Source organism: Methyloversatilis sp. RAC08, assembly GCF_001713355.1.
GTDB lineage: Bacteria > Pseudomonadota > Gammaproteobacteria > Burkholderiales > Rhodocyclaceae > Methyloversatilis.
In genome coordinates, this window is record NZ_CP016448.1 from 2,504,654 (window position 1) to 2,527,069 (window position 22,416).

Here is a 22,416-nt window from a genome sequence, read left to right on the forward strand (position 1 = left end):
CGGATGTTCATGTTGTGTCCACCTGTAGGCAATCCGTCACCGGGCAAGCTGACGCATGTCCTCATCCGTCCGCCGTGCGCCCATGCGTTCCGCCCTGCTGTGCTGCCTGCTGTCCATGCTGTGGCTGACGCCACCGCTGTCTGCGCAATCTGTGCCCGTCGCCGCGGCTTCGCATGCCGAAGAACATGAACAGACCGTCGTGCGTGACGCCGCACTCACGCTGTCCGGCGCCCTGTCTGCCGCACTGGGCCGGGCGCCCGGCACCCAGCTGCCGCAGGCGCGGCTGTCCGAATCGCGGGTGCTGACCGAAAGGGCCGGCAGTGTGCTGTCGGCACCGCCGGCGCTGCACATGCGCTACCAGACCGATCGTCTGCCCGGCCGCGCCGCCGGCGTGCGCGAACTGGAAGCCGGGCTGGATCTGCCCTTGTGGCGATCCGGCCAGCGTGATGCGCTGCGCCGCGAGGCGGACGCCGGCCGCCTGCTGTCTGACGAAGAACTGCGCATCCACCGCTGGCGCGTGGCCGGCGATCTGCGTGAAACGCTTTGGCGCGTGCTGCAGGCGGAAGCCGAAGTGAAGCTGGCCGACGCCGACGTCGAGCTGTACCGCGCGCTGGAAGACGATGTGTCGAAACGGGTTCGTGCCGGGGATGCGGCGCCGGTCGAAATACTGTCGGCCGAAGCGGCGCGGCGCGAGCGCGATGCCGCGCGTTACGAGGCACAGGTCGAACTGGCGCACAGCGTGTTCGGGTGGGCCACGCTGACCGGCTTGCCGGCGCTGCCGGCGACCGTACGCGAGCCGGTTGCACGCGAGCCGGTGGCCGACGCAGCGACCGGCTATCCGCCGGTGCTGACGGCACAGGCTGCCCTCGAACGGGCACGCAGCGCGCTGGCCAGCGTGCAGTCCCAGGGCAGTGGCGCGCCGCGCATCCTGGTCGGCATGCGTTCCGAAAAGTCGCCCGACAGCCCGGTGACGGACAGCGTCGGCGCCACCCTGTCGATTCCCTTCGGTGGCGCGGTGCATCGCGCAGCCACCCTGTCGCCGTTGCAGCTCGATCTGGCCCGCGCCGAGGACGATCTTGCGCTGGCCTTGCGCATGGCCACATTGGTGCTGCACGAAGCCGAACATGAACTGCATGCCCGCGAACAGGCGCTGCAACTGGCCGCTGGCCAGAAGGCGGTCGCTGAACGCGAAGTCGAACTGGGGCGCCGCGCCTACCGGCTCGGCGAAAGTTCGCTCGCCGAGCGCCTGCTGGTCGAGGCGCGCGCCGCCAACGCACGCCGCGCGGCCGCGCTGGCCGACATTGCCCATGAGCGCGCCGTGGCGCGCTACAACACCAGTCTGGGAATCCTGCCGTGAAACATGCGTTCGTGTTGTCCTGTCTGCTCGCGCTGACGTCTTCCCTTCACGCAGCCGACATCGTGCTCGATGCGACACAGATCGAACGTCTGGGCATCCGCGACGCGGCACCGGTGCCGGCGGCGCAGGCCAGCGCGGCGCCGTGGTCGGCGCGCGTCGTGGCGTCGGCCGACGCCGAGTGGGTGGTGACCGCGCCCGCCGGTGGCGTGGTGGTGCGCGTGCCGGTGGTCGAAGGCCAGCAGGTCGCGGCGAATTCGGTGCTGGTGGAACTGCGCAGCGCCGGTCTGCCCGAGCAGGGTGCCGCGCTGGCGCAGGCCCGCTCCGCCGCAGCACTGGCGCGCAGCAATCTTGAGCGTGACCGGGCGCTGCATGCCGAAGGCCTGATCGCCGAGCGCCGGGTACGCGAATCCGAAAACGCGGCCGCGCAGGCCGATGCCGCCCACGGCGCCGCGCAGTCGCGACTGCGCCTGCTGGGCGTGTCGGCCGCCGACGCGTCGAGCGGTCGCGTGCAGGTGCGTGCCGAAGCGGCGGCAACCGTGCTCGAACGCATGGTGCTGCCCGGTCAGCGCGTCGACGAGGCCGATGCGCTGCTGCGGCTGGCCGATGCACGCAAGCTGATGCTCGAACTGAACCTGACGGTGGCGCAGGCACAGGACGTGCGCGAAGGTGACGTCCTGCTGGTGGAGCCGTCGGGCGAGCAGGCGCGCGTGACGCAGATCGGCTGGGGCGCTGCCGACACGACGCAGACGGTGCGTGTGCGCGCCGCACTGCCGCCTGCGCCGTCTTCGCTGCGGCCGGGCCTGTGGGTCAAGGCGCGGCGCTCGCAGCCGGCGACCGACGCGTGGACCGTGCCGGCTGCGGCAGTCACCCATCACGACGGCCGGACCTGGGTGTTTTCGCGCACCGCGAAGGGCTTCCGCGCAGTCGAGGTGCAGGCGCTGTCGCAGGACGCGGGTCGCGCCACGGTCAGCGGCGCACTGGACGCAAAGGCCGCGGTCGCGGTCAGCGGCGTGGCCGCGCTGAAGGCGGTGTGGCTGGGCAAGGGAGCGGAATGATGCTCGACGCCCTGACGCGCGGCGCGCTCGCGCGACCGCTGCTGACGATACTGGCCGCGCTGCTGCTGATGGCGGCCGGCGCCTGGTCGATGACGAAGTTGCCGATCGATGCCTTTCCTGACGTGTCGGCCCCGCAGGTCAAGATCATCGTCAAGCTGGCCGGCATGACGCCGGAAGAAATGGAAGCGCGGGTGACCACACCGGTCGAGATCGAAATGCTCGGTCTGCCGAAACAGACCATGCTGCGCTCGACCAGCAAGTACGGACTGACCGACATCACGATCGATTTCGAGGACGGCACCGACATCTACTGGGCGCGCAATCAGGTCAGCGAGCGGCTGACCGGCATCATGGGTGACCTGCCGCCCGGACTCACCGGGGGGCTGGCGCCGATCACCACGCCGCTGGGCGAAATGTTCATGTTCACGGTCGAAGGCGACCTGTCGCTGGCCGAACGGCGCGGCCTGCTCGACTGGGTGATCCGCCCGGCGCTGCGCACGGTGCGCGGCGTGGCGGACGTGAATGTGCTGGGCGGGCTGGCCACCGCCTACGAGGTGGTGCCCGACGCGGCACGCATGGCGGCCACCGGCATCACGCTGGATGAATTGCGCGCCACGCTCGAACGCTTCAACCGCAACGACGGTGCCGGTCGCATCAACGAAGGCGAGGAAACCCTGCTGGTGCGCGTGCAGGGACGGCTTGAGTCGCTCGACGACATCGGCCGGCTGGTGGTGCACGCAACGCCTCAGGCGCAGGTGCGCATCGCCGACGTGGCCGAGGTGCGGCTCGGCGCGCTGACCCGCATGGGTGGGGTGACGCACAACGGCGAGGGCGAAACCGTGCAGGGGCTGGTGCTCGGCCTGCGCGGCGCCGATGCGCAGGAGGTGGTGCGCGGCGTACGGGCGCGGCTCGACGAGATCGCGCCCAGCCTGCCGGCAGGCGTCAAGGTCGTTCCCTTCTATGACCGTGGCGAGCTGGTGTCGAGTGCGGTCGGCACCGTGACCAAGGCGCTGATCGAGGCGGTGGTGCTGGTCCTCATCCTGCTGTTCCTGTTTCTCGGCAATGTGCGTGCGGCGCTGGCCGTGGCGGTGGTGCTGCCGCTGTCGGCACTGTGGACCTTCATGCTGATGCACTTCGCCGGCCTGTCGGCCAACCTGATGAGTCTGGGCGGGCTGGCGATCGCCATCGGTCTGCTGGTCGATGCGGCGGTGGTGGTGGTCGAGAACGTGGTCGCCCATCTCCACGAGCCGGGTGCGGCGGACCGGCCGCGTCGTGACGTGGTGCTCGAGGCGGTGCGCGAGGTGGCTGTGCCGACAACTGCCGGCATCGTCATCATCGCGCTGGTGTTCGTACCGCTGCTGAGCCTGCAGGGACTGGAAGGCAAGCTGTTCGCGCCGGTGGCACTGACCATCGTGTTCGCACTGGCCGGCTCGCTGCTGCTGTCGCTCACCGTCATTCCGCTGCTGGCGCGCCTGATGCTGAATGCCCGCTCGCACGCCGACCCGTGGCTGCCGCGCACATTGTCGAAGCTCTATGCGCCGTTGCTGCAGCGTGCGCTGGCCGCCCCGCTCATCGTCGGCGGCATTGCCGGCCTGCTGTTCGTCGCGGCGGTCGTGGTCTACACGGGCCTGGGCAAAACCTTCATGCCGACCATGGATGAAGGCAGCCTGATCGTGCAGCTGGAAAAGCTGCCGTCGATCAGCCTCGATGCCTCGCTGGATATCGACACCCGCTTCCAGAAGGCACTGAAGGACATCGTGCCCGAAGCGACTCAGATCGTCGCGCGCGCCGGATCGGACGAAATCGGTCTCGACCCGATGGGCCTGAACCAGACCGACACCTTCATCAGCCTCGCCCCCGGCGCCGACAAGCCGGCCATCATCCACCGCATCCGCGATCTGCTGGCCGAATTCCCCGGTGTGGCCTATGCCTTCACCCAGCCGATCGAAATGCGCGTGTCGGAAATGATTCTGGGCGTGCGCGGCGATCTGGCGATCCGCCTGTTCGGGCCTGACATCGACACGCTGAATCACAAGGCGGGCGAAATTGCCGACGTGTTGCGCGCGATTCCGGGCGCCGAGGATGTGTTCTTCGTGCGCAACGAGGGCGTTCAGTATCTGCGCGTGCTGCCGGACACCGATGCGCTGGCCCGCGCCGGTCTCGATGTCGATGCGCTGGCCGCCAGCCTGCGCATGCAGATCGAGGGCGAACGGGTCGGGTTGATCCAGAAGCTGGACCGGCGCTACCCGCTGATCATCCGCTCCACCGGCAGCGCCGGCGCGTCGGAAGAGCTGGCCCAGATGCCGGTGGCACTGCCGGGTGGCGGCCGCATCGCACTGGGCCAGCTGGCGCGCTTCGAACGCGTGGGCGGCCCGGTGCAGATCAACCGTCAGCTGGGCAGTCGCAACATGGTCGTGATCGCGAATGTAGGCGGTCGCGATCTGGTCGGCTTCGTCGAGGATGCGCGCGCCCAGGTGCTGCAGAAGGTCGAACTGCCCAGCGGCTACCGCCTCACCTGGGGTGGCGAGTTCGAGAACCAGCAGCGCGCGGCGCAGCGGCTCGCGCTGGTCGTGCCGCTGGCGCTGGTGCTGATTTTCCTCATCCTTTACAGCACCTTCGATTCATTGCGCCAGGCGGCGCTGGTGATGGCCAATGTGCCGTTCGCGATGATCGGCGGCGTCTTTGCACTGGGCATTTCCGGCGAGTACCTGTCGGTGCCGGCGTCGGTCGGCTTCATCGCGCTGCTCGGCATCGCCGTGCTCAATGGCGTCGTGCTGGTGAGCTACTTCAATCAGTTGCGGGCGGCCGGTCAGAGCATGCTCGACGCGGTGGTCAATGGCGCCCAGCGCAGGTTGCGCCCGGTGCTGCTGACCGCGTCGATGGCCGCACTCGGTCTGGTGCCGCTGCTGTTCGCCACCGGCCCGGGCTCGGAAATCCAGCGGCCGCTCGCCATCGTGGTGATCGGCGGGCTCATTTCTTGTACGGCGTTAACACTTCTGCTGCTACCCATCCTGTACAAAAGGTTCGGTGAGCGTCCTGCCACGGCATCCGCCCCTTCATGACATCGATACGACCTGCGCCGCGCCGGCGCGCACTGCCGTTCCTGCTTGTCGCTGCCCTTCTGACCCTCTCCGTCTGGACCTTGCTGCGTGTGCTTTTGTGGGGCATCGCCGGCCCGGCCGACATCGGTTCGGCAGCGCTGCACGTGTTCGCGCGCGGCCTGTGGTTTGACCTGTCCGTGCTGGCCTGGCTGATGGCGCCGTTGCTGGTGCTGTCGGCGCTGCTGCCGGCGCGCCTTCGCGCGAGCCGCTTCATGGCCCGGCTGCGCTGGGGGGCGTTGTGGCTGATGGTCGCGTTGCTGCTGTTCGGCGCGGTGTCCGAGGTGGTGTTCTGGGAGGAGTTTTCGACCCGCTTCAACTTCATCGCGGTGGATTACCTGATCTACACGCAGGAAGTGATCGGCAACATCATGCAGTCCTACCCGGTCGGCCTCATTGTCGGCGGCATCGCGCTTGTCGCGGCATTCATCGTGTTCGGGGTGAGCCGTGTGGTCGGGTTCGTCAGCGCGGCGCGCCGGCCGGTCGTACGGCTGGCGATGCTGGTTGGCGCACTGGTGTTGCCGGCCGCCTCCTGGCACTTCGCGGCATTGGAACAGATGGAGGGCAGCGGCAATGCCTATGCCGACGAGCTGGCCGGCAATGGGTTGTACGCATTTGCGGCCGCAATGCGCCGCAACGAGCTCGATTACGAGCGCTGGTATGCCACCTTGCCGCAGGAGGAGGCCGACGAGGTGCTGCTCGACCTGCATGTCGAACGACTGCCGCTGTCGTCGCCGGACAGGCCGAGTGCGATGGACGATCCGCCGCACGACAAGGTGCCGTTCAGCCGCCGGCCGCGGAATGTCGTGCTGGTGACGATCGAAAGCATGTCGGCGGAGTTCGTCGGCGCCTATGGCTCGACCGAGGGCCTGACGCCCGAACTGGACCGCCTCGCGGCCGATGGTCTGCGCTTCAAGGAGGTGTATGCCACGGGCACGCGCACCGTACGCGGGCTCGAAGCGCTGTCGCTGGGCACGCCGCCGGTACCGGGTCAGGCCATCGTCCGGCGCACCCACAACAACAATCTGTCCACGCTGGGCGAGTTGCTCGAGCCGCAGGGTGTCGTGCCGATGTTCATATACGGCGGCTATGGCTATTTCGACAACATGAACAGCTATTTCCGCGGCAACGACTACCTGATCGTCGACCGGACCGACTTTCCGAAGGACAGCATCGTTTTCGAGAATGTGTGGGGCGTGGCGGACGAAGTGCTGTACGCCAATGCCCTGAAGGCACTGAATGACAAGGCGGCCGCGGGAAAGCCGTTCTTTGCGCAGATCATGACGACGTCGAACCACCGCCCCTACACCTATCCGGATGGTCGCATCGACATTGCATCACCGGGCGGGCGGCGTGGCGGCGTGAAGTACACCGACTGGGCGATCGGCGAATTCATCCGCGAGGCGAAGAAGCAGCCCTGGTTCGTCGACACGCTGTTCGTATTCGTCGCCGACCACTGTGCGTCCGTCGCCGGCCGAACCCGCCTGCCGGTCGCCAAATACCGCATCCCGCTGATCTTCTATGCGCCGGACATGCTGCAGGCGGGCGAGTACGCGGAACGGGTGAGCCAGATCGATCTCGCGCCGACGCTGATCGAGGTCATGGGCAAGAACGGCGACGATCATTTCTTCGGCCGCTCGTTCTTCGAAGCGGACGCGCCGCTGGATCGTGCCTTCATTTCCAACTATCAGGATCTGGGCTATCTGCGCGGCGACCTGCTGACCGTGCTGTCGCCGCGCCGTGTGGTGCGCGCCTACAAGGTCGACCCGGTCACGTTCGAATCGACGCCAACCGAGGTGGATCCGCAGCGTGCGCGCGAGGCGATCGCCTACTACCAGACGGCCGCGTCGGCGTTCAAGCAGGGGCGGCTGCACGCCATTGAGGCCAAGTGAGCCGGTGGGGTCCGGCGCGTGACGCCGATCTGTTGTGGCTTACGCTTGCCTTTGCCGCACTGGCCCTGTTAAGCAACCGCTGGAGTGGCCTGGATCTGCGGGTTTCGGCGCATTTCTTCGATGCCGCAACAGGCGGTTTCACGCTGCGCCGCGACTGGCTGTGGTCGGTGCTGCTGCACGACGGCGTCAAGTGGCTGTCGGTGGCGGCATGGCTGGTGTTGCTCGCGAGCTGGTTCGCGCTGCGGCTGCGGGCGCGCGAACCACGCTGCCGCGCGCGCGTCGCCTTCGTGCTCTGTGCCTCGCTGGCAGCGGTGGTGGCGGTCAACCTGCTGCGCATGCAGTCGGCTCATAGCTGCCCGTGGTATCTGGCGGATTTCGGCGGCCAGGCGCAGTTGTTCCGGCTGTTCGATGGGGTGCCGCCGAATTCCGGTCCGGGCAAATGCCTGCCCAGCGGCCATGCCGCGAGCGCCTTCATGTGGCTGGCCGTGCTGCCGGTCATGTGCGGCACGGCGCGGCGGCGTGCGCTGTTCGCGGTGCTGATTCTGGGTGGACTGGCGGGGATGGTGCAGGTCGTGCGTGGCGCGCATTTCCCGTCGCACATCCTGCTTGCCGCCGCCACGTGCGCCATTGCGGTGCTGGGCGCGGCAATCGTCATGCGCCCGCCGGCGGGATGACGGTGGGAGGGGGGTGAGGATTCTTGCAGCCGCACAGTAGCGTCAAGTTGCCGGATGCATGATTGGGTCGTTGGGCATCGCTGCGCTCACCCCGACCTACAAAGGCGTGTCGCTGCTCCCCCGTAGGTTGGGGTGAGCGCAGCGATGCCCAACAGCAGCACCTGACCCCAACAAAGCGGCCGGGCGCCGTGCGGTCGCTCTCGTCGCTCTCAGCTCTCGAGCAGGCTGCGCAGCATCCAGGCGTTCTTTTCATGCACCTGCATGCGCTGCGTCAGCAGGTCGGCGGTCGGCTCGTCGTGCGCTTCTTCGACGGCCGGGAAAATGCTGCGTGCGGTGCGGGTCACGGCTTCCTGGCCGGCGACCAGCTGGCGGATCATGTCGGTGGCCGACGGCACGCCTTCCGGTTCCTTGATCGACGTGAGCTTTGCGTAGGCCGAATACGTGCCCGGTGCCGGGTAGCCCAACGCGCGGATGCGTTCCGCCACCAGATCGACCGCCAGCGCCAGTTCGGTGTATTGCGCCTCGAACATCAGGTGCAATGTGTTGAACATCGGGCCGGTGACGTTCCAGTGGAAGTTGTGCGTCGTCAGGTACAGCGTGTAGGAGTCGGCCAGCAGGCGCGACAGGCCGTCCGCGATGGCACGGCGGTTCTCTTCGGAAATGCCGATGTTGATGCTGCTCATGATGCTTTCCTTTCCAGGTTCTCGTGTTCGTGCAGGTCGGAGTCCGGACCTTGCCCGGCAGTTCCGCCCCAGTTGGCCGAGTCTGACAGGTGCAGCGGCGCCTGTGCGACGATCAGCTCGGCGATGCGTTCGAATGATTCCTGTCGCGCATTCGAACTGCGCGCCACCAGCGCGATGGTACGGCTTGGCCGGGGCTCGGAAAAGCGACGCGACACCAGTTTCATGTGCGACAGGATGTCTGAGCGCAAACTCATTTCCGGCAGCAATGCGAGTCCGAGACCGCCCTCGACCATTTGTGCCAGTGTGAACAGGCTGGTGGCTTCCATCCCGCGGGTCCGCGGTTCGCGCAGACCGCAGCCACCCAGGGTGTGGCCGCGCAGGCAGTGCCCCTCTTCAAGCAGCAACAGTTCGTCCGGATCGATCTTGCAGATTTCGCGCGGCATGTCCGCTTCGCGATCCGCCGGCGCGATCAGGCGCAGTTCTTCGTCGAACAGCGGCTTCACCTGCAGATTGCCGGTGTCGTAGGGCAATGCGATCAGCGCGAAATCCAGCTGGCCGGCAGCCAGGCGGGTCAGAAGATGACCGGTCAGGTCTTCGCGCAGCGCGAGCCGCAGCGACGGATAACGCTGGCGCAGCGCGGGCAGTACCGTCGGCAGCACGAAGGGTGCAACGGTCGGGATGACGCCCAGCCGCAGCAGGCCGCTCATCGGCTCCGCGGCGCTGCGTGCCCACTCGCTCAGATCTTCGGCTTCGGACAGCAGGCTGCGCGCCCGGTCGACGATTTCGATGCCGATCGGCGTCATCACGACCGAGTGGCGTTCGCGCTCGACCAGATGCGCCCCCAGCGTGGCTTCCAGCTCCTTGATGCCGGCGGACAGCGTGGACTGGGTGACGAAGCAGGATTCGGCGGCCTGCGTGAAGTTGAGCTTTTCGGACACTGCGATCAGATAGCGCAACTGGCGAAGTGAGGGCAGGGAAGACATGTAGATCGGAGCCTATGTTGGGGGACGTCGACGGAGAAACCACCACGCTTCATCGAAACCTTCGATCAACACGACAAGTTTAATCCATTGGACGATTGATGTGTATGCGCCCACACTCCATTCCGTCGATGCGCTGAACGGCGAACAACACCCGGCGCATCTCCGGACTTTACGATCCATCTCTCTGAAAGGAATAGAAATGAGCCAGCACAACCAGGAAGGCAAACGCGTCCCGAACGTCACGTTCCGCGTTCGTCAGAACAACGAATGGACGAACGTCACGACCGACGATCTGTTCAAGGGCAAGACCGTGGTGGTGTTCTCGCTGCCCGGCGCCTTCACACCGACCTGCTCGTCGACCCACCTGCCGCGCTACAACGAACTGGCTCCGGCCTTCAGGGCGAACGGCGTCGACAGCATCGTGTGCATGTCGGTGAACGACACCTTCGTGATGAACGAGTGGGCGAAGGACCAGGAATCGGACAACGTGACGCTGATCCCCGACGGCAACGGCGAATTCACCGAAGGCATGGGCATGCTGGTCGACAAGTCGGACATCGGCTTCGGCAAGCGCAGCTGGCGTTATTCGATGCTGGTGAAGGACGGTGTCGTGCAGAAGGTGTTCTCCGAGCCGCAGGAGCCGGGTGACCCGTTCAAGGTGTCGGACGCCGACACGATGCTCAACTTCATCAACCCGAACGCGAAGAAGCCGGACCAGGTCGCCGTCCTGACCCGCGAAGGTTGCGCCTTCTGCGCCAAGGCCAAGGCATTGCTGACCGAACGCGGCTACCACTACGCGGAGATCAACCTGCCGCACACCGAGCGCTCCCGCGCACTGGGCGCCATCGCCGGTGCCAGGACGGTGCCGCAGGTGTTCATCAACGGCCAGCACATCGGCGGCTGGGAAGAGCTGGAAAAGTGGGCAGCCAACTAAGCGCAGCATGAAATGACCGGATGACGGGGCAACCCGTCGTCCGATCAGGCCTGCACATCGAACGGTGTGCAGGCCTGATCGACCGATACAGGGAGAACGACATGAAAGAAGTGAATGTGGATGTGGCCGTCATCGGTGCCGGCACCGCCGGCCTTGCAGCCTATCGTGCGGCCATCGCCGCCGGCCGGCGCGCCGTCATCATCGAAGGTGGCCCGTACGGCACGACCTGCGCACGCGTCGGCTGCATGCCGAGCAAGCTGCTGATCGCCGCGGCCGAAGCGGCCCATGCGACGGAAAAGTGGGACGCCTTCGGCATCCGCCTCGAAGGGTCGGTGCGCATCGATGGCGCGGCCGTGATGGAGCGCGTCCGCCGCGAACGCGACCGCTTCGTCGGCTTCGTGCTCAAGGGCGTGGACAACATTCCGGCTGAGCACAAGCTGCGCGGCCATGCGAAGTTCGTCGATGACCACAGCCTTCAGGTCGATGACCACACGGTCGTCACCTTCGGCTGCGCGGTGATCGCGACCGGCTCGTCGCCCGCGATTCCGCCGGTGCTCAAAGGCGCTGGCGACCGCTTGATCGTGAACGACGATGTATTCGACTGGACCGAACTGCCGCGTTCGGCGGCCGTGTTCGGCCCCGGCGTCATCGGCCTGGAGATAGGGCAGGCGCTGCACCGGCTCGGTGTGCAGGTCGAAATGTTCGGCCGCGGTCACTTCGTTGGCCCTTTTTCGGATCCGGCGCTCAAGGAATACGCCACGCGCACCTTCGGTGAAGAGTTTCCGTTGTTCACCGATGCGCGCGTCAGCTCGATCGAACGCGTCGGCGACGGCGTGCGCCTGATGCAGGATTTCGACGACGGCTCGTCGGCCGTCAAGGAATTCGACTGGGTGATCGCTGCCACCGGCCGTGCGCCGAACGTGAAGAACCTCGGCCTCGAGAACACCTCGGTGACGCTGGGCGCCAATGGCGTGCCTGAGTTCGACCGCACGACGATGCAGTGCGGCAGCACCGGCATCTTCATCGCCGGCGATGCGAACAACGATGTGCCGCTGCTGCACGAAGCGGCCGACGAAGGTCGCATCGCCGGCGAAAACGCGGCGCGCTTCCCGCAGGTGCAGCGAGGTCTGCGGCGCGAGCCGATCGGCGTGGTGTTTTCCGATCCGCAACTTGCAACGGTCGGCCGCCGCTTCGTGGATCTGGCGCCCGACAGCTTCGTCACCGGCGAGGTGTCGTTCGAGGACCAGGGCCGTGCGCGCGTCGTGCTGCGCAACAAGGGGTTGCTGCATGTCTATGCCGAAAAGGGCTCCGGACGCCTGCTCGGCTGCGAAATGATCGGCCCGGATGTCGAACACCTCGCTCATCTGCTGGCCTGGGCGATGCAGTCGGGCATGACAGTGCAGCGCGCGCTCGAAATGCCCTTCTATCACCCGGTGGTGGAAGAAGGCCTGCGCACCGCTCTGCGCGACGCAGCGGCGAAGCTCGCCGACGCGTGATCCATCCGTCCGCCCGGACGACACGCCGGGCGGACGGTTAGAATAGGCGGCTTGATGCGCCGGTAGTTGCTCATGCCCTGTGCCGGCGCGCAGCCGGTATCCGCACGTGTCCGCACCAGAACCCTCGCTCGTATCCCGCAGTCTTTCAGCCGTCTGGCACCCCTGCACGCAGATGCAGTGGCACGCCGACCAATCGCTGCCGCTGCTCGCCATCGCGCGCGCGCAGGGCGCGTGGCTGTACGCGCCCGACGGCAGCCGCTACCTCGACGGCATCAGTTCCTGGTGGACCAATCTGTTCGGGCACAGCCATCCGGCGATCGTGCAGGCGGTGCGCGATCAGCTCGACACACTGGACCACGTCATGCTCGCCGGCTTTACGCACGAGCCGGTCGTGGCGTTGTCGGAGCGACTGTCGGCGCTGACCGGCGGTCGGCTCGGTCACGCCTTCTACGCGTCTGATGGTGCGTCGGCGACCGAAATCGCGCTGAAGATGTCGCTGCACTACTGGCGCAATACCGGGCAGGCCGACAAGAACGAATTCATCTGCTTCGCCGGCAGCTATCACGGCGAAACCGTCGGTGCGCTGGCGGTGACCGATGTCGCGCTGTTCCGTGATGCCTATGCGCCGATGGTGCGCGGTGCGCATGTGCTGCCCAGCCCGGCTGCAGGCGAAGCGGCGGCGCTGTCGGCGCTGGACGCCTTTCTCGCGCTTCACCATGACCGCATCGCGGCAATGATCGTCGAGCCGCGCGTGCAGTGCGCCGGCGGCATGGCGATGCATGACGCCGCCTGGCTGCGCGATGCGCGCCGGCTGTGCGACCGTTACGCGGTGCACCTGATCGCCGACGAGATCGCGGTCGGCTGTGGCCGTACAGGCACCTTCTTCGCCTGCGAACAGTCGCTCGACGAGGCGGGTGACGGCTGGCCCGACTTCATCTGTCTGTCCAAGGGCATCACCGGCGGCACGCTGCCGCTGTCGCTCGTGCTGTCTGCGCCGGCGGTGTTCGACGCCTTCCTCGACGACACCATGGCGCGCGGTTTCCTGCATTCGCATTCCTACACCGGCAATCCGCTGGCCTGCCGCGCCGCGCTGGCTACGCTCGAGCTGTTCGACCAGCTCGACATCCTGCAGCGCAACCGCGCCTGGGCGCAGGACTTCACCGACGCACTGGCGCCGCTTGCGACGCACCCCGCAGCGCGACATTTCCGCCAGGCCGGCATGATCTGGGCGGTCGACATCGACGCCCCGCAGCTCGATTTCAGCCGCCGCTATTACCGCGAGGCGCTCGAACGCGGGTTGCTGCTCAGGCCGCTGGGCAACACGCTGTACTTCATGCCGCCCTACATTCTCGACGCCGCGCAGACTTCACAGCTGGCCGACGGCGCGCGGGCAGCGCTGGACGCGGCACTCGCATGAGTGCCTTTGACTTTCGCGCTCGTCTGGCTGCACTGGCGCGCGACGATCTGACGCGTACGCGTGTGGTGCTCGACGCACCCTGCGGCCCGCAAGCCGTCGTCGACGGGCAGCGCCTGATTGCCTTCGCCGGCAACGACTATCTGGGTCTGGCGAATCACCCGGAGGTGGTCGAAGCGCTGCGCGAAGGCGCATCCCGCTGGGGAGCCGGTGCCGGCGCATCGCATCTGGTGAGCGGTCACCAGCCGCCGCATGACGAACTGGAGCAGGCGCTCGCCGCCTTCACCGGGCTGGCGCGCGCGCTGTTCTTCTCCACCGGTTACATGGCCAATCTGGCGCTGTTGCCGGCGCTCGCAGGTCGTGGCGACACGCTGATCGCCGACCGGCTGAACCATGCGTCGCTGGTCGATGCCGCGCTGCTGTCGCGCGCCACGGTGCGTCGCTACCCGCATGGTGACCTTGCCATGGTGGAGCGCCTGCTCGAAGCGGCCGAGGGCCGCAAGGTCGTGGTGACCGACGGCGTGTTCAGCATGGATGGCGACATCGCGCCGCTGACAGACCTGCTGGCACTCTGCGAACAGCATGATGCGCTGCTGGTGGTCGATGATGCGCACGGTTTCGGCGTGCTGGGCGAGCGCGGCCGTGGCGTGCTGTCGCACTTTGCGCTGGCATCGCAGCGCATCGTCTACATCGGCACGCTCGGCAAGGCGGCTGGCGTGGCGGGGGCTTTCGTCGCCGGGGACGCGGACCTGATCGAGTGGCTGATGCAGACCGGTCGCAGCTACCGCTACACCACGGCCGCCCCCCCGGCGCTGGCCTGCGCACTGCTTGCCAGCCTCGACCTGATCGATTCGGCGGATGACAGGCGGGCGACGCTGGCGGCACATCGCGATCGGCTCAAGCAGGGGTTGGCCGGTGCGCGCTGGCCCTTGATGCCCTCGCACACAGCGATCCAGCCGCTGCAGGTGGGTGCCAATTCCGATGTGCTGACGCTTGCGGCGCAGTTGCGGGCGCGGGGTCTGTGGGTGCCGGCCATTCGCCCGCCGACGGTGCCGGCCGGCACGGCACGTCTGCGCATATCGTTGAGTGCAGCGCACACTGCCGAGCACCTCGACACGCTGTGTCGCGCGCTCATCGAGGCCGGGCATGACTGAGCCGCTGCACACCAGGGTTTTCGGCGAGCGCGGGCCGCGCGTTGCGCTGCTGCACGGCTGGGGCTGGGACGGCCGCCTGATTGCGCCGCTTGCCGAAGCGCTCGGCCGCCATGCGCACGTCCTTCAGCCTGATCTGCCCGGTTACGGGCTGAATGCCGGGCGTGACTGCACAGGCTTCGATGACTGTGTCGATCAGTTGATGGCGAGCATGCCGGATGCCGAAGTCGTCGTCGGCTGGTCGCTTGGCGGCCTGCTCGCGCTGGCCTGGGCCACCCGCGCGCCGCTGCGCAAGCTGGTGCTGATCGGTGCGACACCGCGGTTCATGCAGGCATCGGACTGGCCGCATGGCATGAGCGCCGAACGCTTCGACGCCTTTGCCGATGCGTTCGACGATGCGCCGATGAAGGCACGCACGCGCTTTGCCGCGCTGTCTGCGTTGGGTGATGACGATGCGCGCAAGGTACGCGCAGCGATGGCCGGACTGGTCGAACAACCGCCGCTGCCCAGCCGGCAGGCGCTCGACCAGGGTTTGCACTGGCTGCACGATGTCGATCTGCGATCGGCCGTACGGGGCGTGTCTGCCCGCGTGCTTTGCCTGCATGGCGTGGAGGACAGGGTGGTCGATGCCGCAGCATGCAACTGGATGTCGTCTGCTGTGGGAGCGCGCTGCGTGCGCGTGCCGGGGGCGGCACACCTGCCCTGGCTGCAGGGCGGTGTCGCGGATCTGTGCGAGTGGGTGGCTGCCGATGACTGAACTTGCCGCCGTCCGCCGCAGTTTTTCCCGCGCGGCCAACCGCTACGCGGCGTCGGCAAGCCTGCAGCGACAGGTCAGCGACCGCTTGCTCGACATGTTGCCGCCGATTGCGGCGGGATGCGTGCTGGATGTCGGCTGCGGCACAGGATTCGCGTCAGCCGGACTGCGTGCCCGCTATCCGGATGCGTTGCTGCTGTCGGCCGACTTCGCGCCAGCCATGCTCGGTGCGCATGCACCGATGGCTGACAACGCCCGTGTATGCGCCGACGCGCATGCGCTGCCGCTGCGAGACGGCAGCGTAGATCTGATCTTTTCCAGCCTGATGCTGCAGTGGTGCGACCTCTCGCGAGCGTTGCCGGAGTGTCGCCGGATACTCCGGCCGGGCGCCCCGATGTGTTTTGCTACTGTGCTCGACGGAACTCTGCGAGAGATCGATCTGGCCTTTGGGGCGGTCGATCGGCATCGTCACACGCTACCCTTCCTTGACGAGCCATCCTTGGCTGCGTTGATGCGTGAGGCCGGGCTTGTCGTTGACCATGTCGAGCAATCGCGGCAGGTCGAGTATTTCGATGACGCCCGCAGCCTGCTCCAGTCCAACCGCGATATCGGCGCCTCGCGTGTGCCGCTGCAGACCCGGCGTACGACACTGGGCCGCGCTGCCTGGCAGTCGGTATGCGCCGCATTCGACGCGCAGCGGACGCCGCAGGGCATTCCGCTGACCTATGAACTGGCTTGGGTGGTCGCGCACCGCCCGGGTAACGGAGATTCCGGATGATGGAGGGGCGCGCTCATTTCGTGACCGGAACGGACACCGGCATCGGTAAAACACTGGTGGCCTGCGCACTCGTGCATGCGCTGCGCGCACGCGGGCTGGACGCGGTCGGCATGAAGCCGGTGGCATCCGGTGCCTGGCGCGATTCGAACGGGGTGATGCGCAACGAGGACGCCGATGCGCTGGCGGCAGTCAGCGGGTCGGAGCTTCCGCAGGCGCTGACCAGTCCTTATCTGTTCGAAGCACCGCTGGCTCCTCATGTATCGGCGCAGCTCGAGGGGCAAACGATAGCGTCGGCGGTCATCCTCGACGCCTTCCGCTCGCTGTCGATGCGCGCGCAGCATGTGGTGGTCGAAGGCGTCGGGGGGTTTTTGGTGCCCTTGAACGACGATTTCACCACCGCCGATCTGGCGGCTGCGATTGCCGCTCCCGTCGTTCTGGTAGTGGGGCTGAAGTTGGGCTGCATCAACCATGCACTGCTGACAGCCGAATCGATTCGTGCGCGGGGTTTGTGTCTGGCGGGCTGGGTGGCCAATGCCATGCCTGACGGTATGCTGGAGCAGGACGCGACGATCGCAGCGTTGTCACGCAGGCTTGGCGCACCGCGGCTGGGCACGCTACCTCGCCTCGCTTCGGCCGACCCGCGGATGGCCGCTGCAGCACTTGATTTCGGCGCGTTGCTGGACGGCGCAGGCTGAATATTTCGATGCAGTGTTTGACAGAGTACGAAACGCTCACCATAATCGCGGGTTTCGCTGGTCGCCGGAGGGGTTCCCGAGCGGTCAAAGGGATCAGACTGTAAATCTGACGGCTCTGCCTTCGAAGGTTCGAATCCTTCCCCCTCCACCATAACCTTTTGTTTCTGAAGGTTATGTTGAGGTGACCTCGAAAAACGTGCAAGTGAAGGTTCCGATCATGGTGGCCGGTCACGGCGGGTCAATGTGTTTGGAATGGTCGGGCGGGAGTAGTTCAATGGTAGAACCCTAGCCTTCCAAGCTAATGACGCGGGTTCGATTCCCGTCTCCCGCTCCACGAATTGAAGTGTGCATATATATAAGGCGTTTGCCGGGGCTGTGTCCTCGATGAATGTCTGCAGGAAGGTTTTTCGTGCCCATGTAGCTCAGTGGCAGAGCACTCCCTTGGTAAGGGAGAGGTCGGCAGTTCAATCCTGCCCATGGGCACCACGGTATTTGGCGTGCGGCATGTCGCGTAAAGGCGCGCTTGCCTGTCGAGGTTTGACGCAGATCTCTAATCAGTTATCAGGGTGATCAAAAATGGCAAAGGGAAAGTTTGAGCGTACCAAGCCGCACGTGAACGTGGGGACGATTGGGCACGTTGATCATGGCAAGACGACGCTGACGGCGGCGATCACGACGATTCTGTCGTCGAAGTTCGGCGGCGAGGCGAAGGCGTATGACCAGATTGATGCGGCGCCGGAAGAAAAGGCGCGCGGTATCACGATCAACACGGCGCACGTCGAGTACGAAACGGCGAAGCGTCACTATGCGCACGTTGATTGCCCGGGCCACGCTGACTATGTGAAGAACATGATCACGGGTGCGGCGCAGATGGACGGTGCCATTCTGGTGTGTTCGGCCGCTGACGGCCCGATGCCGCAGACGCGCGAACACATCCTGCTGGCCCGCCAGGTGGGTGTGCCGTACATCGTGGTGTTCCTGAACAAGTGCGACATGGTCGACGACGCCGAGCTGCTCGAGCTGGTCGAAATGGAAGTGCGCGAGCTGCTGAGCAAGTACGATTTCCCGGGCGATGATGTACCGATCGTCAAGGGTTCGGCACTCAAGGCGCTCGAAGGCGACAAGACGGAGCTGGGCGAAGGCGCGATCATGGCGCTGGCCGATGCACTGGACAGCTACATTCCGACGCCGGAGCGTGCGATTGACGGCGCCTTCCTGATGCCGATCGAAGACGTGTTCTCGATTTCGGGTCGCGGCACGGTGGTGACGGGGCGTATCGAGCGCGGCATTGTGAAGGTCGGCGAGGAAATCGAGATCGTCGGCATCAAGGACACGGTGAAGACCACGTGTACCGGCGTTGAAATGTTCCGCAAGCTGCTGGACCAGGGTCAGGCAGGCGACAACGTCGGCGTGCTGCTGCGCGGCACCAAGCGTGAAGATGTCGAGCGTGGTCAGGTTCTGGCCAAGCCGGGTTCGATCAAGCCGCACACGCACTTCACGGCGGAGATCTATGTGCTGTCGAAGGACGAAGGCGGTCGTCACACGCCGTTCTTCAACGGTTATCGTCCGCAGTTTTACTTCCGCACGACGGACGTGACGGGGTCGATCGAACTGCCGGAAGGCACGGAGATGGTGATGCCGGGCGACAACGTATCGATCACGGTGAAGCTGATTGCGCCGATCGCGATGGAAGAAGGTCTGCGCTTTGCGATCCGCGAAGGCGGTCGTACTGTGGGCGCGGGCGTGGTTGCCAAGATCATCGCTTAATCAGGTTGAAGTGCCCCGGTCTGCGCGAGCAGGCCGGGTTTGTTTTGCAGGGGCATAGCTCAATTGGCAGAGCGTCGGTCTCCAAAACCGAAGGTTGGGGGTTCGATTCCCTCTGCCCCTGCCATCCCGGTAATCAGGACGGGTAACTTTGTGGGGCGCCTGAGCGTTCCCGGACATTCATGACCGACCAGCTGAAGCTCGCGCTGGCCATTGCACTGCTGATAGCAGGGCTGGCCGGCTTCTATGTTTTCTCCGACCAGATCATGGCGGTGCGTGTGCTGTCCGTTGTCGGTGGCATCGCGGCAGGTATCGCCGTCGCCTGGTACACGGCACAGGGTCGTCGCTTCTTCGAATTTGCCAACGAGTCGGTGGCGGAGGCGAAGAAGGTTGCGTGGCCGAGCCGCAAGGAAACAGTGCAAACGACAGCGATCGTGTTTGGCTTCGTGTTCGTCATGGCCGTTTTTCTTTGGCTGACTGACAAGAGCTTCGAGTGGGTGTTGTACGACCTCATCCTGGGCTGGAAAAAATCATGAGCAAGCGTTGGTACGTCGTACATGCTTATTCCGGTTTCGAAAAATCGGTGCAGCGCGCGCTCGTCGAGCGGATTACCCGGGCGAGCATGCAGGACAAGTTCGGCCAGATCCTCGTTCCGGTGGAAGAGGTCGTCGAGATGCGTGGCGGCCAGAAGGCCGTGTCGGAGCGCAAATTCTTTCCGGGTTATGTTCTGGTCGAAATGGACATGGACGAGGATAGCTGGCACCTCGTGAAGAGCACACCGAAGGTCACGGGTTTCGTGGGTGGCAGTGCCAACAAGCCGACACCGATCTCCGAGAAGGAAGTCGAGAAGATCATGCAGCAGATGCAGGAAGGGGTTGAAAAGCCCCGTCCGAAGGTGCTGTTCGAAGTCGGTGAATTGGTTCGGGTCAAGGATGGCCCGTTCACCGATTTCAACGGATCGGTCGAGAGCGTCAATTACGACAAGAGTCGCCTGCATGTTTCGGTGACCATTTTCGGCCGCGCTACGCCGGTCGAGCTCGAATTCGCGCAGGTCGAGAAGGTCTGATCCCAAGCGGATCGGAGCCGTATTCAGGAATTGAGGCAGCGCCGGAAGGCGGTGTCCGGGTGCGCGGCGCAGCCTGATGGCAGCATCGTGCAATTGTTTCCGGTGTTTGCACCGGTCGAGGAGTGACAGACGGTCCGGTGACCGCGCGTCACGCTATCACTCACATCAGGAGTCATCATGGCGAAGAAAATCGTCGGCTATGTAAAGCTGCAAGTGCCGGCCGGGAAGGCGAATCCGTCGCCCCCGATCGGTCCCGCGTTGGGTCAGCGTGGTTTGAACATCATGGAGTTCTGCAAGGCTTTCAATGCGCAGACCCAGGGCATGGAACCGGGCCTGCCGATTCCGGTGGTCATCACCGCCTACGCGGACAAGTCATTCACCTTCGTGATGAAGTCGCCTCCGGCGACCATTCTCATCAAGAAGGCTGCCGGCATCACCAAGGGTTCGCCCAAGCCGCACACCGACAAGGTGGGCAAGGTGACCCGCGCTCAGCTGGAAGAGATCGTCAAGGTTAAAAACAAGGATCTGACGGCGGGTGATCTTGACGCTGCGGTGCGCACGATCGCCGGTTCGGCCCGCAGCATGGGCATCACGGTGGAGGGACTGTAATCATGGCGAAACTGTCCAAACGCGTTCAGGCGCTGCGCGCCAAGATCGATCGTAACCGCAGCTACCCGTTGGCCGATGCGCTCGCGCTGGTCAAGGAAACCGCGAACGCCAAGTTCGATGAATCGGTCGACCTGGCGGTGAACCTCGGTATCGATGCGAAGAAGTCGGATCAACTGGTCCGTGGCTCGGTCGTGCTGCCGGCAGGTACCGGCAAGTCGGTACGTGTTGCGGTGTTTGCCCAGGGTGCCAAGGCTGACGAAGCCCGTGCCGCCGGGGCGGACGTCGTCGGCTTCGACGATCTGGCCGCCCAGGTCAAGGAAGGCAATCTGAATTTCGACGTCGCGATCGCGACCCCGGATGCGATGCGCGTTGTAGGCGCGCTGGGCCAGATCCTCGGCCCGCGTGGCCTGATGCCGAATCCTAAGGTCGGTACCGTGACGATGGATGTCGCCACGGCGGTCAAGAACGCGAAAGCCGGTCAGGTGCAGTACCGCACCGACAAGGGTGGCATCGTGCAATGTACCGTTGGCCGCGCGTCCTTCACGCCGGAACAGCTCACCACCAACATCAAGGCACTGATCGAAGCGCTGAACAAGGCGCGTCCGGCTGCGGCCAAGGGCGTGTATCTGCGCAAGGTGTCAGTCACTTCGACGATGGGTGTCGGCATCCGCGTCGATCAGGCGTCGGTGCAGTAAGCATTTGCGCCCGGCTCGCCGGGCGCGCAAAAGAACTTTGGGCTGCCATCGCCCGCATGGGGTGGCAGGTTGTCAAAGACCGCAGGTGCCCGTTCGGGCGTAATGGAGCAAACACTCCGCCTGCGCAGATGGCGTTACCCGACACAGGATGGATGGTGTCCTCACGGACAGTTTCTTCTCCTGATACGGTCGCCGCAGGTGGTTCGTCAGGTGGGCAGCGATGTGTGCCTGACGACCGTAATCATGGGAGTAGACCTTGGGACTCAATCTCGATCAGAAGAAGGAAGTCGTCGCCGGTGTGGCCGCTGAAGTTGCGGGCGCGCAGGTGATCGTGATCGCCGAGAACCGCGGTCTGGAAGTGGGCGATGTCACGCGTTTGCGTGCCCAGGCCCGAGCACAGGGTGTCTACCTGCGCGTTCTGAAGAACACGCTGGCACGTCGCGCTGTCGAGGGTACCCCTTTCGAGGGGCTGGCGAAGGACATGACCGGACCGCTGTTGTATGGCATGTCCGCCGATCCGGTATCGGCGGCAAAGGTCCTGCAGGAATTCGTCAAGGGCAATGACAAACTGGTCATCAAGGGTGGCGCACTGGCCAACCACGTCATGGACGCCGCAGGCGTCAAGGCGCTGGCCACTATGCCGAGCCGCGATGAACTGCTCGCAACACTTCTGGGCACGATGCAGGCGCCGATCGCAAAGTTTGTGCAAACCCTCAACGAGGTGCCGGGGAAATTCGTCCGTACCCTCGCAGCGGTGCGCGACGAACGCGAAAAGCAGTCTGCCTGAGTTCAGGCTTCACGAACGACTACATACCATCCCGCGCCGCTGGAATTCATCCCGGCGCTTGAATCAGGAGTTTTTTAAATGTCGATTAGCAAAGAGCAGGTCCTGGAAGCTGTTGCTGCAATGTCGGTTCTCGAACTGTCGCAACTGATCAAGGACATGGAAGAGAAGTTCGGCGTGTCCGCCGCTGCATCGGTTGCCGTTGCTGCAGCTCCGGCAGCCGCTGCCGCGCCGGCCGCTGAAGAGCAGACCGAATTCACCGTCATGCTGCTGGCAGCTGGCGAGAAGAAGGTTGAAGTCATCAAGGTCGTTCGCGCCGTAACCGGCCTGGGCCTGAAGGAAGCGAAGGACCTCGTGGATGGCGCGCCGAAGGCGGTGAAGGAAGCCATTTCGAAGGCCGACGCAGAAGCCCTGAAGAAGCAGCTGGACGACGCAGGCGCCAAGGTCGAAATCAAGTAATTCCGACCCGATTGGCGGGAGTGCGTGCCTTCGGGCCGTACTCCCGTCGCCGTTTGGGGATACCAGGAAAGCGCG

21 protein-coding genes and 4 tRNA genes are annotated in these 22,416 nt (G+C 65.3%); 23 read left to right on the forward strand and 2 right to left on the reverse strand.

What is annotated here, in order from left to right; translation table 11 throughout:
• The first annotated feature begins 55 nt into the window (after nucleotides 1-55).
• From BSY238_RS11550 to BSY238_RS11570, 5 genes are read left to right on the forward strand one after another with little or no spacing between them, the layout of a single operon-like run.
• Nucleotides 56-1,357, forward strand: a complete 1,302-nt coding sequence (locus BSY238_RS11550; protein WP_223300106.1) for a TolC family protein — start codon at nucleotides 56-58, stop codon at nucleotides 1,355-1,357.
• Complete coding sequence (locus tag BSY238_RS11555) at nucleotides 1,354-2,412, forward strand: efflux RND transporter periplasmic adaptor subunit (protein WP_069039277.1); 1,059 nt, start codon at nucleotides 1,354-1,356, stop codon at nucleotides 2,410-2,412. The genes BSY238_RS11550 and BSY238_RS11555 overlap by 4 nt, the downstream gene beginning before the upstream one ends.
• Nucleotides 2,412-5,474: an efflux RND transporter permease subunit gene (locus BSY238_RS11560; protein WP_069040632.1), complete on the forward strand. Its 3,063-nt coding sequence runs from the start codon at nucleotides 2,412-2,414 to the stop codon at nucleotides 5,472-5,474. The genes BSY238_RS11555 and BSY238_RS11560 overlap by 1 nt, the downstream gene beginning before the upstream one ends.
• Entirely contained in the window at nucleotides 5,471-7,402 is a 1,932-nt protein-coding gene (locus BSY238_RS11565) for an LTA synthase family protein (RefSeq protein WP_069039278.1), read from the forward strand. Before BSY238_RS11560 ends, BSY238_RS11565 begins: the two co-directional genes overlap by 4 nt.
• Nucleotides 7,399-8,076 (forward strand): phosphatase PAP2 family protein, encoded by a 678-nt coding sequence (locus tag BSY238_RS11570; RefSeq protein WP_069039279.1) that lies wholly within the window; start codon nucleotides 7,399-7,401, stop codon nucleotides 8,074-8,076. The genes BSY238_RS11565 and BSY238_RS11570 overlap by 4 nt, the downstream gene beginning before the upstream one ends.
• Before the next feature lie 209 nt (nucleotides 8,077-8,285).
• Here BSY238_RS11570 and BSY238_RS11575 read toward each other — a convergent pair whose 3' ends face one another.
• Complete coding sequence (locus BSY238_RS11575; protein WP_069039280.1) at nucleotides 8,286-8,759, reverse strand: Dps family protein; 474 nt, start codon at nucleotides 8,757-8,759, stop codon at nucleotides 8,286-8,288.
• Nucleotides 8,756-9,742, reverse strand: a complete 987-nt coding sequence (locus tag BSY238_RS11580; protein WP_083224032.1) for a hydrogen peroxide-inducible genes activator — start codon at nucleotides 9,740-9,742, stop codon at nucleotides 8,756-8,758. Before BSY238_RS11580 ends, BSY238_RS11575 begins: the two co-directional genes overlap by 4 nt.
• A gap of 199 nt (nucleotides 9,743-9,941) precedes the next feature.
• Between BSY238_RS11580 and BSY238_RS11585 the strand changes: the two genes are divergently transcribed.
• The 18 genes from BSY238_RS11585 (at nucleotide 9,942) to rplL (ending at nucleotide 22,341) form a co-directional block, all read left to right on the forward strand.
• Complete coding sequence (locus BSY238_RS11585; RefSeq protein ID WP_069039281.1) at nucleotides 9,942-10,676, forward strand: glutathione peroxidase; 735 nt, start codon at nucleotides 9,942-9,944, stop codon at nucleotides 10,674-10,676.
• A 101-nt stretch (nucleotides 10,677-10,777) separates the two neighbouring features.
• Complete coding sequence (locus BSY238_RS11590; RefSeq protein WP_069039282.1) at nucleotides 10,778-12,172, forward strand: dihydrolipoyl dehydrogenase; 1,395 nt, start codon at nucleotides 10,778-10,780, stop codon at nucleotides 12,170-12,172.
• A 172-nt stretch (nucleotides 12,173-12,344) separates the two neighbouring features.
• Nucleotides 12,345-13,589: an adenosylmethionine--8-amino-7-oxononanoate transaminase gene (gene bioA / locus BSY238_RS11595; protein WP_069039283.1), complete on the forward strand. Its 1,245-nt coding sequence runs from the start codon at nucleotides 12,345-12,347 to the stop codon at nucleotides 13,587-13,589.
• Nucleotides 13,586-14,740 carry an 8-amino-7-oxononanoate synthase gene (bioF, locus tag BSY238_RS11600; protein WP_069039284.1) on the forward strand — a complete coding sequence of 385 codons (1,155 nt, stop codon included), beginning with the start codon at nucleotides 13,586-13,588 and terminating at the stop codon, nucleotides 14,738-14,740. The genes bioA and bioF overlap by 4 nt, the downstream gene beginning before the upstream one ends.
• On the forward strand, nucleotides 14,733-15,494 hold the full coding sequence (locus BSY238_RS11605) for an alpha/beta fold hydrolase (protein ID WP_069039285.1): 762 nt from the start codon (nucleotides 14,733-14,735) through the stop codon (nucleotides 15,492-15,494). The genes bioF and BSY238_RS11605 overlap by 8 nt, the downstream gene beginning before the upstream one ends.
• Nucleotides 15,487-16,269, forward strand: coding sequence for a methyltransferase domain-containing protein (locus tag BSY238_RS11610; RefSeq protein WP_069039286.1), 783 nt, complete (start codon nucleotides 15,487-15,489; stop codon nucleotides 16,267-16,269). The genes BSY238_RS11605 and BSY238_RS11610 overlap by 8 nt, the downstream gene beginning before the upstream one ends.
• Complete coding sequence (gene bioD, locus BSY238_RS11615; RefSeq protein ID WP_069039287.1) at nucleotides 16,266-16,964, forward strand: dethiobiotin synthase; 699 nt, start codon at nucleotides 16,266-16,268, stop codon at nucleotides 16,962-16,964. Before BSY238_RS11610 ends, bioD begins: the two co-directional genes overlap by 4 nt.
• 66 nt (nucleotides 16,965-17,030) lie before the next feature.
• Nucleotides 17,031-17,115, forward strand: a tRNA-Tyr gene (locus tag BSY238_RS11620).
• 109 nt (nucleotides 17,116-17,224) lie between these two features.
• A tRNA-Gly gene (locus tag BSY238_RS11625) sits at nucleotides 17,225-17,298 on the forward strand.
• Nucleotides 17,299-17,375: 77 nt separating this feature from the next.
• A tRNA-Thr gene (locus BSY238_RS11630) sits at nucleotides 17,376-17,450 on the forward strand.
• 90 nt (nucleotides 17,451-17,540) lie between these two features.
• Nucleotides 17,541-18,731, forward strand: coding sequence for an elongation factor Tu (gene tuf, locus BSY238_RS11635; RefSeq protein ID WP_069039288.1), 1,191 nt, complete (start codon nucleotides 17,541-17,543; stop codon nucleotides 18,729-18,731).
• A gap of 48 nt (nucleotides 18,732-18,779) precedes the next feature.
• Nucleotides 18,780-18,855 (forward strand) — tRNA-Trp (locus tag BSY238_RS11640).
• Between the two features lie 55 nt (nucleotides 18,856-18,910).
• Nucleotides 18,911-19,264 carry a preprotein translocase subunit SecE gene (gene secE / locus BSY238_RS11645; protein ID WP_069039289.1) on the forward strand — a complete coding sequence of 118 codons (354 nt, stop codon included), beginning with the start codon at nucleotides 18,911-18,913 and terminating at the stop codon, nucleotides 19,262-19,264.
• Nucleotides 19,261-19,794 (forward strand): transcription termination/antitermination protein NusG, encoded by a 534-nt coding sequence (gene nusG / locus BSY238_RS11650; RefSeq protein WP_069039290.1) that lies wholly within the window; start codon nucleotides 19,261-19,263, stop codon nucleotides 19,792-19,794. Before secE ends, nusG begins: the two co-directional genes overlap by 4 nt.
• Before the next feature lie 177 nt (nucleotides 19,795-19,971).
• On the forward strand, nucleotides 19,972-20,403 hold the full coding sequence (gene rplK / locus BSY238_RS11655; RefSeq protein ID WP_069039291.1) for a 50S ribosomal protein L11: 432 nt from the start codon (nucleotides 19,972-19,974) through the stop codon (nucleotides 20,401-20,403).
• A gap of 2 nt (nucleotides 20,404-20,405) precedes the next feature.
• Complete coding sequence (gene rplA, locus BSY238_RS11660) at nucleotides 20,406-21,098, forward strand: 50S ribosomal protein L1 (protein ID WP_069039292.1); 693 nt, start codon at nucleotides 20,406-20,408, stop codon at nucleotides 21,096-21,098.
• A 256-nt stretch (nucleotides 21,099-21,354) separates the two neighbouring features.
• Nucleotides 21,355-21,885: a 50S ribosomal protein L10 gene (gene rplJ, locus BSY238_RS11665; RefSeq protein ID WP_069039293.1), complete on the forward strand. Its 531-nt coding sequence runs from the start codon at nucleotides 21,355-21,357 to the stop codon at nucleotides 21,883-21,885.
• Between the two features lie 78 nt (nucleotides 21,886-21,963).
• Nucleotides 21,964-22,341 carry a 50S ribosomal protein L7/L12 gene (rplL, locus tag BSY238_RS11670; protein ID WP_069039294.1) on the forward strand — a complete coding sequence of 126 codons (378 nt, stop codon included), beginning with the start codon at nucleotides 21,964-21,966 and terminating at the stop codon, nucleotides 22,339-22,341.
• Nucleotides 22,342-22,416: the final 75 nt, after the last annotated feature.

Bases quoted from the DNA above. Each gene is read 5' to 3' on its own strand.
- rplK (WP_069039291.1), top strand. From the start codon at position 19,972: ATGGCGAAGAAAATCGTCGGCTATGTAAAGCTGCAAGTGCCGGCCGGG.
- BSY238_RS11580 (WP_083224032.1), bottom strand. From the start codon at position 9,742: ATGTCTTCCCTGCCCTCACTTCGCCAGTTGCGCTATCTGATCGCAGTG.
- BSY238_RS11550 (WP_223300106.1), top strand. From the start codon at position 56: ATGTCCTCATCCGTCCGCCGTGCGCCCATGCGTTCCGCCCTGCTGTGC.
- BSY238_RS11590 (WP_069039282.1), top strand. From the start codon at position 10,778: ATGAAAGAAGTGAATGTGGATGTGGCCGTCATCGGTGCCGGCACCGCC.
- bioF (WP_069039284.1), top strand. From the start codon at position 13,586: ATGAGTGCCTTTGACTTTCGCGCTCGTCTGGCTGCACTGGCGCGCGAC.
- rplL (WP_069039294.1), top strand. From the start codon at position 21,964: ATGTCGATTAGCAAAGAGCAGGTCCTGGAAGCTGTTGCTGCAATGTCG.
- bioA (WP_069039283.1), top strand. From the start codon at position 12,345: ATGCAGTGGCACGCCGACCAATCGCTGCCGCTGCTCGCCATCGCGCGC.
- BSY238_RS11610 (WP_069039286.1), top strand. From the start codon at position 15,487: ATGACTGAACTTGCCGCCGTCCGCCGCAGTTTTTCCCGCGCGGCCAAC.
- BSY238_RS11560 (WP_069040632.1), top strand. From the start codon at position 2,412: ATGCTCGACGCCCTGACGCGCGGCGCGCTCGCGCGACCGCTGCTGACG.
- rplA (WP_069039292.1), top strand. From the start codon at position 20,406: ATGGCGAAACTGTCCAAACGCGTTCAGGCGCTGCGCGCCAAGATCGAT.
- BSY238_RS11585 (WP_069039281.1), top strand. From the start codon at position 9,942: ATGAGCCAGCACAACCAGGAAGGCAAACGCGTCCCGAACGTCACGTTC.
- BSY238_RS11575 (WP_069039280.1), bottom strand. From the start codon at position 8,759: ATGAGCAGCATCAACATCGGCATTTCCGAAGAGAACCGCCGTGCCATC.
- bioD (WP_069039287.1), top strand. From the start codon at position 16,266: ATGATGGAGGGGCGCGCTCATTTCGTGACCGGAACGGACACCGGCATC.
- BSY238_RS11605 (WP_069039285.1), top strand. From the start codon at position 14,733: ATGACTGAGCCGCTGCACACCAGGGTTTTCGGCGAGCGCGGGCCGCGC.
- nusG (WP_069039290.1), top strand. From the start codon at position 19,261: ATGAGCAAGCGTTGGTACGTCGTACATGCTTATTCCGGTTTCGAAAAA.
- BSY238_RS11565 (WP_069039278.1), top strand. From the start codon at position 5,471: ATGACATCGATACGACCTGCGCCGCGCCGGCGCGCACTGCCGTTCCTG.
- secE (WP_069039289.1), top strand. From the start codon at position 18,911: ATGACCGACCAGCTGAAGCTCGCGCTGGCCATTGCACTGCTGATAGCA.
- tuf (WP_069039288.1), top strand. From the start codon at position 17,541: ATGGCAAAGGGAAAGTTTGAGCGTACCAAGCCGCACGTGAACGTGGGG.